This is a genomic window from Aliiroseovarius crassostreae (assembly GCF_025137635.1).
In the GTDB taxonomy this organism is placed as follows: Bacteria; Pseudomonadota; Alphaproteobacteria; order Rhodobacterales; family Rhodobacteraceae; genus Aliiroseovarius; species Aliiroseovarius crassostreae.
In genome coordinates, this window is the sequence record NZ_CP080772.1 from 2441098 (window position 1) to 2459320 (window position 18223).

At 60.5% G+C, this 18223-nt stretch carries 18 protein-coding genes; 13 read left to right on the plus strand and 5 right to left on the minus strand.

Annotated features, from left to right (window positions below):
* Nucleotides 1-4 precede the first annotated feature (4 nt).
* The 6 genes from K3J57_RS11655 (at nucleotide 5) to K3J57_RS11680 (ending at nucleotide 5193) form a co-directional block, all read left to right on the plus strand.
* On the plus strand, nucleotides 5-1006 hold the full coding sequence (locus K3J57_RS11655) for a class I SAM-dependent methyltransferase (protein ID WP_259796012.1): 1002 nt from the start codon (nucleotides 5-7) through the stop codon (nucleotides 1004-1006).
* A gap of 38 nt (nucleotides 1007-1044) precedes the next feature.
* Nucleotides 1045-1872: an SDR family NAD(P)-dependent oxidoreductase gene (locus tag K3J57_RS11660; RefSeq protein WP_259773151.1), complete on the plus strand. Its 828-nt coding sequence runs from the start codon at nucleotides 1045-1047 to the stop codon at nucleotides 1870-1872.
* Nucleotides 1873-1992: 120 nt separating this feature from the next.
* Nucleotides 1993-2874 (plus strand): oxygen-dependent coproporphyrinogen oxidase, encoded by an 882-nt coding sequence (hemF, locus tag K3J57_RS11665; protein ID WP_259797777.1) that lies wholly within the window; start codon nucleotides 1993-1995, stop codon nucleotides 2872-2874.
* 13 nt (nucleotides 2875-2887) lie between these two features.
* Nucleotides 2888-3397, plus strand: coding sequence for a hypothetical protein (locus tag K3J57_RS11670; protein WP_259796015.1), 510 nt, complete (start codon nucleotides 2888-2890; stop codon nucleotides 3395-3397).
* A 53-nt stretch (nucleotides 3398-3450) separates the two neighbouring features.
* Complete coding sequence (locus K3J57_RS11675; protein WP_259796017.1) at nucleotides 3451-3921, plus strand: MarR family winged helix-turn-helix transcriptional regulator; 471 nt, start codon at nucleotides 3451-3453, stop codon at nucleotides 3919-3921.
* 96 nt (nucleotides 3922-4017) lie between these two features.
* Nucleotides 4018-5193, plus strand: a complete 1176-nt coding sequence (locus K3J57_RS11680) for an acetyl-CoA C-acyltransferase family protein (RefSeq protein WP_259796020.1) — start codon at nucleotides 4018-4020, stop codon at nucleotides 5191-5193.
* A 202-nt stretch (nucleotides 5194-5395) separates the two neighbouring features.
* Here the strand turns inward: K3J57_RS11680 and hemC are convergent, their stop codons facing one another.
* Nucleotides 5396-6364 carry a hydroxymethylbilane synthase gene (gene hemC / locus K3J57_RS11685; protein WP_259796022.1) on the minus strand — a complete coding sequence of 323 codons (969 nt, stop codon included), beginning with the start codon at nucleotides 6362-6364 and terminating at the stop codon, nucleotides 5396-5398.
* A gap of 129 nt (nucleotides 6365-6493) precedes the next feature.
* Here hemC and hemE point away from each other — a divergent pair, with 129 nt between their 5' ends.
* Both hemE and K3J57_RS11695 read left to right on the plus strand, forming a co-directional pair.
* Nucleotides 6494-7528, plus strand: coding sequence for a uroporphyrinogen decarboxylase (gene hemE / locus K3J57_RS11690; protein ID WP_259796025.1), 1035 nt, complete (start codon nucleotides 6494-6496; stop codon nucleotides 7526-7528).
* Nucleotides 7529-7700: 172 nt separating this feature from the next.
* Nucleotides 7701-8888, plus strand: a complete 1188-nt coding sequence (locus K3J57_RS11695) for an MFS transporter (protein WP_259791963.1) — start codon at nucleotides 7701-7703, stop codon at nucleotides 8886-8888.
* A 110-nt stretch (nucleotides 8889-8998) separates the two neighbouring features.
* Here the strand turns inward: K3J57_RS11695 and K3J57_RS11700 are convergent, their stop codons facing one another.
* Nucleotides 8999-10336: a DEAD/DEAH box helicase gene (locus K3J57_RS11700; protein WP_259796026.1), complete on the minus strand. Its 1338-nt coding sequence runs from the start codon at nucleotides 10334-10336 to the stop codon at nucleotides 8999-9001.
* A gap of 399 nt (nucleotides 10337-10735) precedes the next feature.
* Between K3J57_RS11700 and K3J57_RS11705 the strand changes: the two genes are divergently transcribed.
* Both K3J57_RS11705 and K3J57_RS11710 read left to right on the plus strand, forming a co-directional pair.
* Nucleotides 10736-11758, plus strand: a complete 1023-nt coding sequence (locus K3J57_RS11705; RefSeq protein ID WP_259775850.1) for an aspartate-semialdehyde dehydrogenase — start codon at nucleotides 10736-10738, stop codon at nucleotides 11756-11758.
* Nucleotides 11759-12048: 290 nt separating this feature from the next.
* Nucleotides 12049-13695 (plus strand): mucoidy inhibitor MuiA family protein, encoded by a 1647-nt coding sequence (locus K3J57_RS11710; protein WP_259796027.1) that lies wholly within the window; start codon nucleotides 12049-12051, stop codon nucleotides 13693-13695.
* Here the strand turns inward: K3J57_RS11710 and K3J57_RS11715 are convergent.
* The gene (locus K3J57_RS11715; RefSeq protein ID WP_139231377.1) at nucleotides 13679-13897 is read right to left on the minus strand and encodes a hypothetical protein; all 219 of its coding nucleotides are present in this window, start codon (nucleotides 13895-13897) and stop codon (nucleotides 13679-13681) included. The genes K3J57_RS11710 and K3J57_RS11715 overlap by 17 nt on opposite strands.
* Nucleotides 13898-13974: 77 nt before the next feature.
* Nucleotides 13975-14622 carry a carbonic anhydrase gene (locus K3J57_RS11720; protein ID WP_259796029.1) on the minus strand — a complete coding sequence of 216 codons (648 nt, stop codon included), beginning with the start codon at nucleotides 14620-14622 and terminating at the stop codon, nucleotides 13975-13977.
* 139 nt (nucleotides 14623-14761) lie between these two features.
* On the opposite strand from K3J57_RS11720, the gene K3J57_RS11725 reads away from it, so the two are divergent.
* The 3 genes from K3J57_RS11725 (at nucleotide 14762) to K3J57_RS11735 (ending at nucleotide 17477) form a co-directional block, all read left to right on the plus strand.
* The gene (locus tag K3J57_RS11725; protein WP_259796031.1) at nucleotides 14762-15142 is read left to right on the plus strand and encodes a hypothetical protein; all 381 of its coding nucleotides are present in this window, start codon (nucleotides 14762-14764) and stop codon (nucleotides 15140-15142) included.
* Nucleotides 15143-15246: 104 nt separating this feature from the next.
* Entirely contained in the window at nucleotides 15247-16638 is a 1392-nt protein-coding gene (locus K3J57_RS11730) for a leucyl aminopeptidase family protein (RefSeq protein WP_259796034.1), read from the plus strand.
* On the plus strand, nucleotides 16635-17477 hold the full coding sequence (locus K3J57_RS11735) for a C40 family peptidase (RefSeq protein WP_259796037.1): 843 nt from the start codon (nucleotides 16635-16637) through the stop codon (nucleotides 17475-17477). The genes K3J57_RS11730 and K3J57_RS11735 overlap by 4 nt, the downstream gene beginning before the upstream one ends.
* 109 nt (nucleotides 17478-17586) lie before the next feature.
* Here K3J57_RS11735 and K3J57_RS11740 read toward each other — a convergent pair whose 3' ends face one another.
* A complete protein-coding gene (locus K3J57_RS11740; protein WP_173485574.1) occupies nucleotides 17587-17934 on the minus strand; it encodes a DUF2794 domain-containing protein in 348 nt (115 codons plus the stop codon).
* Nucleotides 17935-18223: the final 289 nt, after the last annotated feature.

An 18223-nucleotide genomic window follows, 5' to 3' on the forward strand; every position in this document is an offset into this window, starting at 1 on the left:
GAACATGTTTCACACCCGTTTTGCCCTCGCATCTGGCGAGGCTGGCCTTACCCTGCCCGAAGACGGGCAGATCGCGATCTTTGGCCCGACGCCCGACATGGACCTGTCCGGGCTTCCCCGTGAACGCACCGTGATCATCGCGCAGGAATTCCCGGTCCATGCGACCTGGCAGGCGCAGGGCTGGTCTGTGTCCCCCACCCTGCCCGCGCAAGACATCGCCGCCGCAATCATATGTGTTCCACGCGCCAAAGCCCTGGCACAGGCCTGGGCCGCGGAGGCCAGCAAGGCCACGCAGGGCGGGCTGATCGTTCTGGATGGGCAGAAAACCGATGGTATCGACAGCCTGCTGAAACTGCTTAAAAAGCACGCCTCTCTTGACGGGGTGATGTCCAAGGCCCATGGCAAGATTGCCTGGCTGCACGGTGCCGACCTGTCCGACTGGGCAGCGAAAGACACGGTGATCGCAGGGGATTTCATCACCCGTCCCGGTGTCTTTTCCGCAGATGGGATCGACAAGGGATCCGCTGCCCTGATTGATGCCCTGCCGCAAACGCTCAGCGGGCGCGTGGCGGATCTCGGCGCGGGCTGGGGGTATCTGTCACGGCATATTCTGGCGCAAGACGCAGTAGAGCATCTCGACCTGATTGAAGCCAATGCCACGGCGCTGGACTGCGCGCGTCGCAATATCACCGATCCGCGTGCTCATTTCCTGTGGGGGGACGCCACGACCTATCTGGCCAAAGCACCCTATGACGCGGTGGTCTCCAACCCGCCCTTTCACACCGGACGCAAGGGCGACCCGGATCTGGGCCGCGCATTCATCCAGACAGCGGCAAAGATCCTCAAGGGGGCGGGCCAGTTCATCATGGTCGCCAACCGCCACCTGCCCTATGAAGACACGCTGGCGCAGTATTTCCGCGACGTGTCCGAAATCGGCGGGACCTCGGGCTTCAAGGTCATCCGTGCCACCCGGCCGGACACAAAGTCACTTCGCACGACCCGGTAAGATCGCTTAGGGTCGGGCTGGGGAATCAGGAGAACCGCATGTCTTTTTCCATCGCAGGCAAAACTGCCATCGTCACCGGGGCCGCCAACGGGATTGGTCTGGCCATCGCCCGCCACTTTGCCGATCACGGCGCGAATGTGGTCTGTGCGGACATGGACGAAGAGGGCCTTTTGAAAGAATGGGGGGACAACCCCGAGGACGACGAGGGCAGCAGCTCCAACACCCGGATATTTGCCGGTGACCTGCGTGAAAAGCTGACCATCGCCAATCTCCTGTCGGCAACAATCGACGCGTTTGAGCAGGTCGACATCCTGATCAATGCCTCGCGCCAGGTGTTGATCTCGGATCCGCTGGATGCGGACAATACCGCGATGCGCACCCTTCTGGACCAGAACCTGATGACCAGTCTGCGGTTAAGCCAACTGGTCGCAAAGCGGATGATCCAGCAGGGACTGGACCTGAGCGAGGATGATCAGGACACGCCGCTGGGTGCCATCGTGAACCTTTCCTCGATTGCTGCCTGCCGCACCCAGCCGGGCCTCCTGGCCTATTCGGTGGCCTCTGCGGCGGTGGATCAGATGACCCGCTCCTTGGCGGTGGCGCTGGCGCCCAGCCGGATCCGTGTCAACGCGATCAGCTTTGGGTCCCTGATGAGCGCAAGCCTGCGCGAGACCATCAAGGCCAATAAATCCACACGCGCCGACATTATCGAAGGCACGCCTTTGGGGCGGATTGCCAGCGCCACGGAAATTGCCGAGGCGGCCCAGTTCCTCTGCTCGGACGGGTCGAGTTTCATGACCGGCCATATCCTGCAGGTCGATGGCGGGCGGAGCCTCCTGGATGTGGTCTCCAACCCCTCGCACTGACACCCCTCCGCTCGGCGCGCGCCTCTCTGCGGCAAAGCGCGGGTTGGCCTGTGCCGTCAAAACCTGATAGCTCGGGTCCAAGAAAACCGCGCAATCAGGTAAAGGATCAAAACAATGGACATGATGCAGGATCAGAAGGCGCGGGCAAGCGCGTGGTTTCATGAGTTGCGCGACCAGATCGTTGCCCGATTTGAAGCCCTCGAGGACAGCCAGACCACCGGTCCCTTTGCCGACGCACCCGCCGGGCGGTTCGAAGTGACCAAAACCAAGCGTCAGGGCGACGATGGCGCTGATGCCGGCGGGGGGCTGATGTCCGTCCTGCGCGGAGGGCGCGTGTTTGAGAAAGTCGGCGTGAACATTTCCACCGTCCACGGCACGCTGGGCGAAGCCGCGCAGGGCGCGATGGCGGCCCGCGGCGTGCCGGGCATCAAGGAAGATCCACGTTTCTGGGCCTCGGGCATTTCGCTGGTGGCGCATATGCAAAACCCCCATTGCCCGGCCGTGCACATGAACACCCGCATGTTCTGGACCCCGAACGCCTGGTGGTTCGGCGGGGGATCCGACCTCAATCCCTGCATCGAATATGACGAGGACACGGCCCATTTTCATGAGGTGCAAAAGCAGCATCTCGACCCGCATGACAAGACGCTCTATCCGGAATTGAAGGCCTGGGCGGACGAGTATTTCTATGTGCCACATCGCGGGCGCACACGGGGCGTGGGCGGCATCTTTATGGATGATCGCAACTCGGGCGACTGGGAGGCGGATTTTGCCCTGACCCAGGATATTGGCCGGGCCTTTCTGCCTGCCTTTGTTCCCGTCACCGAAAAGCGCCGCAACACACCCTGGAGCGAGGCGGACAAGGACACCCAGCTGGTCCATCGCGGCCTTTATGCCGAGTATAATCTGGTCTATGACCGCGGAACCAAGTTTGGCCTGGCGACGGGGCATGACGCCAATGCGGTGCTCATGAGCCTGCCGCCTATGGCGAAATGGATCTGACCGGGGGGGAACGATGGCGCAGGTCGGGGATGAAGTTCACGTAAACGACAAGATGCAATCGGGGTATTCCTATCGTCTGGAGGCCACGGTGGGCGCGGAGTTTGCCCCCGGCTTCACCCCGCATCACAGCCCGGCCGAGATGCTCGCCATGGGGGTGTTTGAGGGCAAATACCTGAATGATTGCCGCGACGAGTTTCCGCAAACCTGGTTCGATGGGGCCAAATTGTCGGACCGCCCGGATGAGACGGTAAACTTCTTTGGCGTGAAAAGCCGCCAACCCCTGTCGGTCTGGCGTGAAAAGGGATGGATCTTCGGGCCTGATCCACGTGGATGGTTTCAGTGGTATTGCCGCTACTATATGGGCCGCCGCCTGCCCGATACCGACGCTGCCCAGATCAAACGCTGGCGGGCCTTTTCCCGGCATGCGGGCCAAATCCGGGCCAATTGCGATCCGGGGGATGTCTTTTGCCGCCCGCGCCAACGTCAGGCCCTGTTGCAATGGGCCTATGATCCGTTGATCTGAGGGCGGGACAGCTTGCTTTGCACCACACAACCGGGCAGATTGTTTTAAAGGAAATGAAAGGCCCGGACGTGACCACCTTCAAGCTCGACAATTTTCTACCCTATCAGATCGCCGTCCTGTCCAGCCGGATCAGTGCCGGGTTTGAACGCCATTACCGCAAGGCCTATGGCATTTCCGTGTCGGAATGGCGCGTGGTTGCGCATCTTTCCCAGGCCGACAGCGTCAGCGTGCGCGAGATCCACAAACGCGTGGATATGGACAAGCCCAAAGTCAGCCGGGCGGCCTCTCGGCTGGAAAGCGCGGGCTATGTTACCAAGACCGTGAACCCGAACGACCGACGGTTGGTAGAGCTGAGCCTGACCGAAAAAGGCCGCGAGATGATGACCGCCCTGTCCCCGATTGCGGACGCTTATCAGGCGGAGCTGGAAGCACTTTTGCAGGATCCGGACGGGTTCCACCACCAGATCAACGCGCTGCTTCGGGACCTGAACACAGGTCCGGGCAAAGATGACGCCGCGACCTGATCCAACTTTCCCTTTCTGACGGGGCGTCACAAAAGACAGCTCCTACCCGCCGTGGCACAGTCTGGTGTGAACGGTTCGAAACGTAAGGGGATCACCATGACCGATATCGTAATTCTGGGCGGCGCCCGCACCGCCATCGGCACCTTTGGCGGCAGTCTGTCCGGCATCGCCCCCAGCGCCCTGGGCGCGCATGTGACCCGCGAAGCCATGGCCCGCGCCGGGGTCGAACCCGGGCAGATTGGCACCGTGGTCTTTGGCCATGTGATCAATACCGAACCCCGCGACATGTATCTGTCGCGCATTGCCGCGATGGAGGCCGGTATCCCCGACACAACCCCGGCCATGAACGTGAACCGCCTTTGCGGCTCCGGCGCGCAGGCGGTGGTGTCGGCCACGCAGGCGCTGATGCTGGGGGATGCGGACTTCGCCATTGCCGGTGGTGCTGAAAGCATGAGCCGCGCCCCCTATATCCTGCCCGCCACCCGCTGGGGGCAGAAAATGGGGGACGCAGGCGCGCAGGACATGATGCTGGGCGCGCTGAACTGCCCCTTTGGCACCGGGCATATGGGCATCACCGCCGAGAATGTTGCTGCAGAACATGACGTGAGCCGCGCCGATCAGGACGCCTTTGCACTGGAAAGCCAATCCCGCGCTGCCAAAGCCATCGACGCCGGGTATTTCGACGATCAGATTGTGCCCATTGAGGTCAAACAACGCCGCGAACTGGTTGCGTTCAAACGCGATGAACACCCCAAGGCGACCACGCTGGAGGCGCTGTCAGGATTGCGCCCGGCCTTCAAGAAAGACGGGTCCGTCACCGCCGGGAATGCGTCTGGCATCAATGACGGGGCCGCCGCCATGGTGCTGGCCCGCGCCGAGGCCGCTGAGGCCGCAGGGCTTACGCCGCGCGCCCGCATCCTGGGCTATGCCCATGCCGGGGTGCGCCCCGAGGTGATGGGCATCGGCCCGGTCCCAGCGGTCGAGAACCTGTTGGCGAAAACCGGGCTTTCGGTAGCGGATTTCGACGTCATCGAGTCGAACGAAGCCTTTGCCGCCCAAGCACTTGCGGTCAACAAGGGGCTGGGCCTGGATCCGGCGAAAGTGAACCCGAACGGGGGGGCCATTGCCCTTGGTCATCCGGTTGGCGCAACCGGCGCGATCATCACGCTGAAAGCGCTTTATGAGCTGGAGCGCACCGGTGGGTCAAAAGCCCTGATTACCATGTGCATCGGCGGTGGACAGGGCATCGCCATCGCCATCGAGCGGCTCTGAGCGTTTCGCCCCACATGGGGCATCCAGCAGGCTGACTGAAACAAAAAGGGCGCCCAAACTGGCGCCCTTTTCCGTTACAAAACCAGAATACTAGTTTTCTAGTTTTCTAGTTTTCTAGTTTTCTAGTTTTCTAGTTTTCTAGTTTTCTTAGAGAGTGGTTACCAGCGACAGGCGTCAAGGAGCAATCGTCCCTGAGACCGCCTCACTTCCAGTCAAAGAAATCATCGTCCACGCGCGACAGCAGGTCGGCGGCCAGTTTGCGACCCAGTTCAGGACCATCGGCAATCGCGCCGGTAATCTGATCCGAAACGGCCTCAGATCCATCCACCCGCAGGATTTCGCCCTTCAGCGTGATCTGGTCGCCATTCAGCGTGGCCAGCGCCCCAATCGGGGTCTCACAGGATCCGTCCAGCGCACCAAGGAAAGCGCGCTCGCAATCGAGCCGTTGCCCGGTGGTGGTGTCATGGATCGCGGCCAGCATGGTCTTTGCGCGCTCATCTGCAATGCGGCGCTCGATCACAATCGCCCCCTGCGCCACGGCATTCAGCATATCTTCGGTCGGGATAGCGGTTTTCGGCACCTCATCCATCCCCAGACGGTTGAGCCCTGCCATCGCAAGGAACGTTGCCTCGGCCACACCTGCCTCAAGCTTTTTCAGGCGGGTCTGCACATTGCCACGAAATTCGACCACATTCAGGTCGGGGCGTTTATTGAGCAGCTGGGCCTTTCGGCGCAGCGAGGAGGTGCCCACCACCGCCCCCTGCGGCAGGTCCGCGATGGATTTATATTTGAACGACACAAACGCATCACGCGTATCTTCACGCGGCAGGTAGCAGTCCAGCACCAGCCCTTCGGGCTGCTCCACCGGCATGTCTTTGCAGCTATGCACCGCGATGTCGATGCGACCGTCCAGCATCGCCTCTTCGATTTCCTTGGTGAAGAGCCCCTTGTTGCCAATCTCTTTCAACGGTTTATCCGCGTCGATCATAGAGCGGTTGTCGCCGGTTGTGTGGATGACCACAATTTCGAACGCCTCTTCCGGCAGGGCGAACGCAGCCATCAGGCGGGACCGGGTTTCATAAGCCTGCGCCAGCGCAAGCGGGCTGCCACGGGTGCCGATCTTGAAGGGGGCTTCGGCGGTGGGAACGGGGGTGAGATTATTGTGTGTCATGGGCCTCATTTAACATGCAGAATCAACATGTCCATAACATAGGTCAAACACATGCGACCGAGACTATGCTTGACATCGCGGGCCGAACGGGCGAGTGCCGTGATTGAATTGACAGGAAAGGCGTAAGACATGAGCGAGCAAAAGACGATCCTGCGGGCCCTTGCGGGTGAAACGCTGCCGACCCCTCCGATCTGGATGATGCGTCAGGCCGGGCGTTACCTGCCGGAATATCGCGCCACGCGCGCCCAGGCCGGGGATTTCCTGTCGCTGTGTTACAATTCCGAGCTGGCCGCCGAGGTCACATTGCAGCCCATTCGCCGTTACGGGTTTGACGCAGCGATTCTGTTTGCCGATATTTTGCTGCTGCCCCAGGCCCTTGGCGCGGATCTGTGGTTTGTGACCGGCGAAGGGCCACGCCTGTCGACCATCACCAGCCAGGGCGATTTCGACAAGCTGGTCGGCAAGGATGACATCCATGATCACCTCGCTCCGGTTTATGAAACCGTGCGCATTCTGCGCCGCGAACTGCCCAGCGAGACCACTCTGATCGGGTTTGCCGGGATGCCCTGGACCGTGGCGACCTATATGATTGCGGGTCAAGGCACCAAGGATCAGGGCCCGGCGCATGCGTTGAAGGCCGAGAACCGCGCCCTGTTTGAAGCGGTGATGGATCGCCTGACCGAAGGCACGATCGAGTATCTGTCGAAGCAGATCGAGGCTGGCGCCGAAGTGGTGAAATTGTTCGACAGCTGGGCGGGATCGCTGAAGGGCGAGGATTTCCAGAAATACGCGGTGGAACCAGCCCGTGTTATCACTCAGGAACTGAAACGCCGCCATCCGGGCATTCCGGTGATCGGCTTCCCGCGTGAAGCGGGCGAGGGCTATATCGGGTTTGCCAAGGCCACCGGCGTGGACTGCGTGGCGCTGGACAATTCGGTCAGCCCCGAATGGGCAGCGGAAAACGTGCAGGTCGACAGCTGTGTGCAGGGCAACCTCAAGTCGAGCCACATGGTCACCGGTGGTCAGGCGTTGATTGATGAGACCCGCGCCATTGTCGAGGCCTTCAAGAACGGTCCGCATATCTTCAACCTGGGTCACGGCATCACCCCCGACGCCGACCCGGAGAATGTTCAACTGATGATCGACACGATCCGCAACGGATAATCGGGAAAGGGGCTCTGCCCCTCGCCTTTTCAAGGCTCACCCCGAGGTATTTTCAGCAAGAAAAAGGGCGCGGATCTTATGTCGCGCCTTTTTTTATGCGTGGTTCTACGGGCTTGCCATATGCGCCTATCCCGTGTCTTGTGGCCCAGTTGTGTTTTGGGAGGAGCGCCTTATGCGGGTTGGGATTTTTTCGCTGATCATCGCCTATGTTCTGAGCCAGTTCTATCGGGCTTTTCTGGCGGTAATGACCCCTGCGCTGAAACTTGATCTCGGGGCAACACCCGAAGATTTGGCACGGGCATCTGGCGCGTGGTTCTTGATCTTTGCCCTGATGCAGTTGCCGGTGGGCTGGGCGCTGGACAATATCGGACCCCGGCGGCTTGCGGCAGGCCTGCTGGCAGTTGGCGGAGGTGGCGGCGCGCTTTTATTTGCCAATGCCACCCATCCTGATCACATCCTTTACGCCATGATGATGATTGGTGTGGGGTGTTCACCGGTGCTGATGGCGTCTTATTTCATCTTTGCACGAATGTATTCTCCTCGCGTATTCGGCACCATGGCGGGCATGGTGATCGGTTTCGGAGCCCTTGGAAATATCGCGGGGGCACTGCCGCTTGCACTGGCGGTCGAGAGCTTTGGGTGGCGGGCCTGCCTTTGGGCATTGGCGATTGTTACGTTCCTGGTTGCCCTGATCATCATGGTAACGGTGCAGGATCCCCCGAAAATCTCGCATCAGGATGGGCAGAAAGGGTCCGTTCTCGACCTGTTGAAACTGCCTGCACTTTGGGCAATTTTTCCGATCATGTTCGTGAATTACGCGGCGGCGGCGGGTCTGCGGGGAAGCTGGGCCGGGCCGTTCATGCGCGATCTTTACGGTCTGGATGCCACGGGGATTGGTTGGGTCACCATGGGGATCGCCTTTGCAATGGTTCTGGGAAATTTCGCCTACGGCCCACTGGACCGTCTGTTCGGCACGCGCAAATGGGTGATTTTCATCGGCAACATGATTGCGGTCAGTTTCGTCTTTGCCTTATGGGCGATGCCCGCGTCTGGGGTTTGGACAGTGGCTCTCCTGATGGCAGGCATTGGGTTGTTTGCCTCGAGCTTCCCGTTGATCATGGCCCATGGGCGCAGCTTTTACCCGCCACATCTGGTCGGACGAGGCGTGACCTTGATGAATATGGTCGGGATCGGAGGCGTGGGCTTTTTCCAGTTCAGCTCAGCCACGGTGTTCAAATCGGCGCAGGCATTCGGGGCGAGCAGCACCGCCGCCCCCTATCAGGCCGTGCTATTGTATTTCGCGGTGCCGATGTTGGTTGGCTGCCTGCTGTATCTGTTCAGTCAGGACCGCATGGACTAAAGCGTTTCGGAAGAAACAGATGTTTCAAGTTTATCCCGAAACGCTTTAAGCCAGCATCGCACTGAGAGAAACGAAATGGGCGCCTGGATCGGCGCCCTTTTGCGTATTGTTTATGAGGCTTTCTTACGGCGGCGACTGGCCCCAGGTCGACCACCAGAAGGCGCGCCCGAGCGGGATTTCCCACCAGCCGAGCGGCGTTGATCGGATTTGCCGCCAGAAGGTGTACCGCCACCCTGACCACGATGACCTCCACCAGAGCGCCCACGGCCACCGCCACCCCCGCCACGGCCTTGACGGGTCGGGCGTTTTTCCTCTTGCGGGCGTTCGCCACCCAGCACCGGGATCGAGATTTTCATCAGTTTTTCAATGTCACGCAGCAGGCCCAGCTCAACACCGGACACAAAGCTGATCGCATCCCCATCAGCGCCTGCGCGGGCGGTGCGGCCAATGCGGTGCACGTAGTTGTCAGCCACTTCCGGCAGATCGAAGTTGAACACATGACTCACGCCCGGAATGTCGATCCCACGTGCTGCAACATCGGTCGCGACAAGCACGCGCGCCTCACCTGCACGGAACGCGGCAAGGGCGCGATCGCGCTGGCCTTGCGATTTGTTGCCGTGGATCGACACCGCTTTGAACCCTTCGGCCACCAGCTTTTTCATCAGCCGTTCAGCACCATGTTTCGTGCGCGAAAAGACCAGCGACAACCCGTCGGGTTCGCCCCGCAGATGCTTGATCAGCAGGCGCGCCTTGTCTTCTTTGTCCTGCGCATAATAGACGCATTGGGTGATCTTGTCGGCGGCCTTGCCCGGAGGGGTCACCTGCACTTTGGCGGGATCGGTCAGATAAGCGCGCGACAGCTCTTCCATCTGTTTTGGCATGGTGGCGGAAAACAGCATGGTCTGGCGCGGCGTGCCAAGTTCGGGTGCGATCCGGCGCAACGCATGGATGAACCCCATGTCGAGCATCTGGTCCGCTTCATCCAGCACAAGGAAAGTTGCGGTATCCAAACGAATGGCCCGGCGGTCCATCAGGTCAATCAGGCGGCCCGGCGTGGCCACCAGAATGTCCGTGCCGCGGTTCAGCTGTTCGATCTGGCGGTTGATCGACACACCACCCACCACGGTCATCACCTTCAGATGGGTGCCCTTCACATAGTCGCGCAGGTTCACGGCAATCTGGTTCACCAACTCGCGGGTTGGGGCCAACACCAGCGCCTTGATCGACTTCGGCTGGCGTTTGTCATGGTTGCGCAACAGCTGGTGGATCAGCGGCAGGCCAAAGGCGGCCGTCTTACCGGTGCCGGTCTGCGCCAGCCCCATCACGTCGCGGCCCGACAGGACCAGTGGGATGGCCTGAGTCTGAATGGGAGTCGGGGTGTCATATCCAGCCTCTGAAACAGAGGTCACCAGCTTCGGGTCCAGCCCGAGCTCTGCAAATTTGGTCATAATCATCTTTCTGGCACGCACACGGGCGCACCGTTTCACACGGGTGTGGGGCCGCGCCACGCGTCAGCCCATCGCATCGGTTGCGACCAGCGCTCGCGGTGGGGCATATCCCCGTGCAGTATCCTGCCCGCCGATCCGGCCGTCAGCACCCCGCGTGATTTGGGAACTCTTGGATTGCACCTTCAAGAAATCAAGGTGCGTCTCTCTGTCTGCCTCAGATTTGGGCGGGCTGCTCACGCGTCAGCCGGACAGATTGCGCCCGTATCACAGCAATTTGGTGACAAGTCAACGAGAAATCATGGCAGATCGTCGGGATGCCCCTTCCCCACAAGACAATTTTGGTCTAAGCACCCTGCGTCTTTGGGTGGTTCAAAGACAGATTCATTATAGGAGGCCGTAATGGGCTATAAAGTCGCCGTCGTGGGCGCCACGGGCAATGTGGGCCGCGAAATGCTGAACATCCTGGCGGAACGCCAGTTTCCTGTAGACGAGATCGCAGCGCTTGCATCGCGCCGTTCGCTCGGTACTGAAGTCAGCTTTGGTGACAAGACCCTGACCACCCAGGATCTGGACACCTTCGACTTCACCGGCTGGGACATGGCGCTGTTTGCCGTGGGTTCGGATGCCACCAAGACCTACGCGCCAAAAGCGGCCGCGGCTGGCTGTGTGGTGATCGATAACTCGTCGCTTTATCGTTACGACCCCGACATTCCGCTGATCGTGCCCGAGGTGAACCCGCAGGCCATTCACGACTATAAAAACAAGAACATCATCGCCAACCCCAACTGCTCAACCGCGCAGATGGTTGTAGCGCTGAAGCCCCTGCATGACCGCGCGAAGATCAAGCGCGTTGTGGTCTCGACCTACCAGTCGGTATCGGGCTCGGGCAAAGACGCAATTGATGAGCTGTGGAACCAGACCAAAGGCATGTATGTCCCCGGTCAGGAAGTCGAGCCTAAGGTTTACCCCAAGCAGATCGCCTTCAACGTGATCCCGCATATCGACGTCTTCATGGATTCGGGTGACACGAAAGAAGAATGGAAGATGATCGTCGAGACGAAGAAAATCGTCGACCCGTCGATCAAAGTCACCGCCACCTGCGTGCGCGTGCCGGTCTTCGTGGGCCACTCGGAATCGGTGAATATCGAATTCGAAGACTTCCTTGATGAAGACGAAGCCCGTGACATCCTGCGCGAAGCTCCGGGGATCCTGGTGGTCGATAAACGCGAAAACGGTGGCTATGTCACCCCGGTGGAATGCGTGGGCGACTACGCCACATTCATCTCGCGCATCCGTCAGGACGTGACCGTGGAGAACGGCCTGAACCTGTGGTGTGTCTCGGACAACCTGCGCAAAGGCGCCGCCCTCAACGCCGTGCAAATCGCCGAACTTCTGGGCCGCGAGGTTCTGAAAAAGGGCTGACCCTTTTTCACAATCCAATCCAGGAAAGCCCCGCCAAATGGTGGGGCTTTTTTGCAGACATGCCGCCAGCTTTTTCTTGCTGAAAATACCTCCGCCGGAGGCAGCCGAGCGAAGCGAGGCCATCCCCAACCCCGGGCCCAACCCCGGGCAAGCACCAAGGGTGCGCAGGCACTGGGGGCGGGAGCACATCCGCTCACGGCAAAGCTCCGCCCGTCCCAAAACTCCCCCTTCCCAAGCGCGGCACAACATGGTCCTCTCGCTATAAGATTGAACCCAAAAGGACATTTCCGATGCGCCGCGCCTTGCTCTTATCCGCCCTCACAACCCTGCCCCTGCCACTCTGGGCTGATGATTTCTACAGCTCCGCCCCGGTGGTTTCGGCCATCCTTTACCCAGAAGGCGTCACGCAGACCCATCGCATCACAGTGGACCTGCCCGCAGGCCAGCATCGCCTCTTCCTGCCTGCCGCACCGTTTGAAAATACAGAGGGTGCACCGACTGTCACCCTGGTGGGCGGCGATGCGCATCTTGGCCCCGTCACCATCCTCTTTGATGTCCCCACCATGGATCCGGGACTTCTGACCCCCGCTCAGGCAAAGGCAAAGACTGCGGTCGAAACTGCTGAAGACGCCCTTGTTTCTGCACAGGACAATGTATCCGGCATTGCGGACAGCATTGCTTCATTGAAAAATGAACTCACCTTTCTGGAAAGCATCTCCGCACCGGACGACACCACATCGGTTGAGGAGTTGAAAGCCATTGCAGCATTGGTTGGCAGCCAAACACAGGATGTGCGCAGCCGCATGGCCACGCAGCAGGCCAAGCTGCGCGAGGCAAAAGATCGGCAGGCTGAGCTGGAGAAGGCGCTCACCGCCGCCCGGAAAGCATATGACCGCCTGTCTCCTCCAGACGACACAGGACGCCTCGCCATGTTGCCGGTCGAACTGGCAACTCCACAGCTTGTTGAGATTGAGACCACATCCGTTGAATATGGTGGCGGATGGGCGCCGAACTATGATCTGAAGCTGGCAGAGCCCGCCCAGGACAGCCTGACCATCACCCGATTTGTCTGGTTGGATGCCCCGCAAGACGCGGTTTGGGACCAGATTGACGTGACCCTCTCTACCCAGCGCCCATCCATGCAGGTGGCCCCCAGCGAACCGCGCGACAAACGCGCTCAAATTCACCAACCACGCCCAGAACCGATGGCATCAACGCGCAGCTTGAAATCCGCGGATATGGCGATGGAAGCCCCGATGATCGAACCGGAATTGGTTGTGGTGGAAGAGGCCAGAGCGTTTTCCATCGACACCGGCGGTGTCGCCGTCACCTATCATTACCCCGGCAAGGTGTCTGCGAGCGGGGGGGATGTGCCGATCCTTGAGTTGGGCAGTCTCACCCTACCCATCACCCCCGAGATCTACGCGGTCCCCCGCCGGGATGAGACCGCTTTTCTGGTGGCCCAGCTCATCAACGACACCAAAGAGCCGCTGCTTGGCGGTATGGCACGTGTCTATCGCGGTGACAGCTTGGTCGGGCACACCCAGATGCCCTTCCTGGCCGCGGGGGACGAAGCGACCCTGCCGTTCGGCCCTATCGAAGGCATTCGTCTTGAACACGTCGTCGCGGACAATGAAACCGGGGATCGCGGTATCATCACCACCACCAACACCCGTGAACAGGACACGCTGTTCCGCGTCACGAACCTGACGGACAAGACGCATGAGGTGAAAACCTTCTACCCCCTGACCTACTCCGAACAGGAAGACCTGGAGGTCAAGGTCACCGCCACCCCGCGCCCGGATGAAAGCAACCACGATGACAAACGCGGCCTGTCTGTCTGGAACCTGTCGCTTGCCCCGGGTGAGGAAACCGAGGTCACGATCAACACGCGTCTGAGCTGGCCCGAAGGATGGACGCTTAACTGGCGGCCTTGACCCGACCTGTCTTCGGGCGGGCCAGCGGGCGTGAAAAAGGCGGTTCTGAGGTATCAGAACCGCCTGTGCACTCTAAGAAACTGCGGGACCGGATCAGATCGCGGATATATTGCTCCACCGAGATACCCGTCACATCTGCGGATCGTTTCAAGTCGACCAGCATCTGCAGCGGCATTTCCAATCTCAACGTCACATCAGTCATGTCCCAAGTGTGCGACAGGGTGATTAACGAGAGATAAACACCCCGCCCGTATCGGACAATTTTCAAGCTGGCAGAAATCAGACTGGCAGGAAACTGTCCGTTCCCGCGTCGTAAAATTCGAGCCCGCCTTCCCCGATATCGGTCCAAAGCCCGTGCAGCGACAACTCGCCCTTTTCCACCGCCTCACGCACGAATGGGAACGTCATCAGGTTGTCGAGCGACACGACAACGGCCTGTTTTTCCAGATCCCGATCCGTGATTTCGCCCTCTTTCGCTTCCAAGGCTTCATAGCCCGGCTTCAGCAGGCTGATCCATTTGCCGACAAAACTGCTTTCGTTGGACAGCTCGGGGGCATGCCCTTTGCACATGTCATGGAACCCTTTGACCCCGCCACAGCTCGAATGGCCCAGCACAATCAGATGGGTGACCTTGAGCGCCGTGACCGCATATTCCACCGCCGCTGACGTCCCGTGATAATCGCCGGCAGGTTCAAACGGCGGGACCAGATTGGCAATATTGCGATGCAAGAAAAACTCACCCTGATCCGCACCGAAAATCGACGTTACGTGAACGCGGGAATCACAGCACGAAACGATCATGGCGCGCGGGCGCTGCCCTTCATCCGCCAGGCGGCGATACCATGCTTTGTTCTCGGCATATCCTGTGGCTTTCCATCCCTGGTAACGCTGCACCAGATAGGCGGGAAGGGGTTTCGCATTTTCCATCTTCATCTCCTCCGAATTTCGAACGGTTTTAGTGACAATTCGCTAGGAATTCGAGCGATTTCTACAAGGTAGATATACGCTTTTTTGAGGAACTCCGCCCTATGTTTTTCGCATGAGGGAAAGTTCAAGGGGTGCCGCCGTGCGCGAGATCAGTCATTTGTATCACAAGGAAGCCGTTCGTCTCGATCGGGATCAACTCGAAATCCTGCTGTTGCAGCTTGGGCCCACATCCGCCGACAAGCTTGTCAATCAGGCGCTGGAGGATCTGGCAATCGGGTTGGCGCAGATCAAGAAACACCATGCCGCCGGGCAGGTTCAGGAAACACGCGACCAGATTCGCGCCCTGAAGGCGATTGCCCAGAAACTCGGCATGACCACCCTTGCCCGGATCTGTCGTGACGCACGGGACCTGGTGGGCAGCCCGGATATTGCAGGATGCGCCGCCGTTCTGGCCCGCCTCAACCGAATAGGGGAAGGGTCGCTGATCGCGGTCTGGGATCTGCAGGACATGTCCGTCTAGAAAGGCGGACCACAAAGCCGCCGGGTTGTCATCACGCCGACGTTCCGGGGTTGCAGGCAAAGCGGACGCACGCCATCTTGGGCTAAACAACCAGATAGGTCAGATTGCCCATGCGCTTTGCCCGCCCCACCCCCGACGCCCTGCCGCTATACGTCATCGACAAGGACGCGCCGACCCAGCTCGACGCGCTGCCAGAGCTTGCCCGCAACTGGGCAAAGGCAAACACCTTCACGCCGGCGCTTGGGGCGGTGCTGTGTGTTCCGGATCCGCAGGGCAATCTGTCCATGGCGCTGGTCGGAGGCGGCACCGCCAAGGATCGCGCACGCAAGCGGTTTGGCCTGGCCTCTGCCCGCGCCGCCCTTCCTGAGGGCGTTTATGAACTGAAAAGTGATCTCAGCGGAGACACGCTCGACGAGGCCGCGCTGGGATGGCTTCTGGCGGGGTATCGTTTCAGCCGTTACACCTCTCAGACTGCCCCGAAAGCAGATCTTGTCGCCCCGGAGGGCATAGATGCGGCGCGTCTTGAGGCGATTGCAGCAGGGGAGGCCCTGACCCGCGATCTGATCAACACCCCCACGCAGGACATGGGCCCTGCTGATCTGGAACAGGCAGCCCGGGACATGGCAAAGACATTCGGCGCCGAAATCCAGTCCACCGATGGATCCGCGCTGCTTGAACAGAATTACCCGATGATTCACGCTGTTGGGCGCGCCGCCGCCCTGCCCTCACGCGCCCCCCGCCTGATCGACATGCGCTGGGGAACAGACGGGCCGCAACTCACCCTTGTGGGCAAAGGGGTCTGCTTTGATACCGGGGGCCTGAACCTGAAGCCCGGCAATTCCATGGCTTTGATGAAAAAAGACATGGGCGGGGCGGCAACGGTTCTGGGGCTGGCGCAGATGATCATGGCGCTTGGCCTGAAACTGCGCCTGCGGGTGTTGATCCCTGCGGTTGAAAACGCTGTCTCGGGGGATGCATTTCGCCCCGGTGACATCCTGACCAGCCGCAAGGGGCTGACCGTTGAGGTCAACAACACGGATGCCGAGGGACGTCTGGTGCTGGCGGATGCGCTTGCGCTGGCCGATGAAGAAACGCCCGACCTGATCATCTCGATGGCCACCCTGACAGGGGCGGCCCGCGTGGCGGTCGGCCCGGATCTGTCCCCGTTCTATGCCACCTCCTCCAAGGATGCCGATGCAATCCGCACCGGGGCAAGCCGCGCGGCTGACCCGGTATGGGAACTGCCGCTCTGGCGCCCCTATGAGACCATGATCGAACCGGGAATAGCAGATCTGGACAACGCACCCGGCGGCGGTTTTGCCGGGTCGATCACGGCTGCCCTGTTCCTCAACCGTTTTGTCACCGACACCCCGCGCTATCTGCATTTCGATATCTACGGCTGGAACCCCACCGCCGCCCCTGCCCGCCCGAAAGGCGGCGTTGGCATGGGTGCACGCGCCATCCTTGCCGCCCTGCCGGAGCTTCTGCCCCTATGAGCATGCCGAAAACGCCAGATCGCCGACTGACCCCTGCCAACCCGCGCGTCGCCCATGACAGCCTGCGCGGATTGGTCAGCTCGGAACGCTATTCACCGGGCCTGTTGATGCGGGTTGTGACGCCGGTTGCCGATATCCTGCGTTCCCCCAATGGCCCGCGCGACCGTCAGGCGCTCTACGGCGAACAGCTTCTGGCTCTGGAAGAGCATGAGGGCCACGCGTTTGTGCAGGCCGAGCGGGACGGGTATGTGGGCTATGTCGACAGGCGCTGTCTCGGCCCGGCAGTCGCGTCCACCCACTGGGTCAGTGCCGCCGCCACGCACCTATATGCGACGCCCGATTTCAAGACGATCGAACACATGGGCCTGTCTTTTGGCGCGCGGCTGGCCATCGTCGCAGATCACGGACGGTTTCGCGAAACCGCAGAGGGGCTTTTTGTGCCCAGCGCCCATTTGTCAAACCGGGGAGAAAAGCTGAACGATCCCGCCAACACAGCGGCGCTTTTTCTGGGCACACCGTATTTGTGGGGTGGCAATTCCCGCGCAGGGATCGACTGTTCCGGCCTTGTTCAGGCGGCATTGACCGCAGCCGGATTTGACTGCCCCGCCGATAGCGACATGCAAGAAAAGATCGGCCGCGCCATCCCCGATGCTGCCCCCCTGGCCCGAGGAGATCTGCTGTTTTGGAAAGGTCATGTTGCCATGGTGTTTGACCACGAGCGCCTGATCCACGCCAACGCCCACCACATGGCCGTGGTTCTGGAAGGGATCAACGAGGCAACCGCACGCATCAAGGCTCAGGGGGATGGCGATGTCACGGCGCGCAGGCGCCTGTGGTAAGCGGGCGCCTGTAACGAACAGCTCTCCGGGGTGAGCACCTGCCTGTGGGCAAGGCAATTCTCGCACGCCACGGCCCGCACCAGCTCAGACGGTGCCCAACTGTCCAGCCTTACTCAACCACGCGGATCAGCTTGCGTTCCAGCACCCGAAGCACCTGTCGCAGGTCATCCCCACGTTTCAGCACCCGCCCGTCCATTCCCAGCACCGAATACTGCCCCTGACGCATCCGCAGCCGGGGGCGTTTTTCAATCCGGTACAAAGGATGTTCGGCGCTGCGGCGAAAGACGGAAAACACGGCGAGATCCCGCAGGAAGCTCATCGCGTAGTCACGCCACTCGCCTGCCGCCACCATCCGCCCGTAAAGCCCCATGATCACACCAAGTTCCCGCCGGTCAAACACCACCTGCTCCGGCGGCAAACCGCCCGGCGCGTTGGGATTGGAGTTTTGGATGTTCATAAGTTCAGCTTGCCTTGCTGCACCGATCAAATCAATCCCCTGCGCCACACGCGGCAACAGGTCCAAAGCAAAAAGGGGGAATTGCCCCATTTTTGCCCCGAAAAGAACCGCGAATAATCGCGTTCCCTCCCTTTTGCCGCCGTGGTTGTGAAAGAAAACTGGCCCTGTAGCGAGCGAATGCTCATCCGGTGCCGCAAATTTACAGCCCCCACCCAGTCTGCGGCACCGGAGCTACCTGACAAATCCCTGCCACCCACTAAAGCGTTTCGACTTTAACCTGAGACAGGGA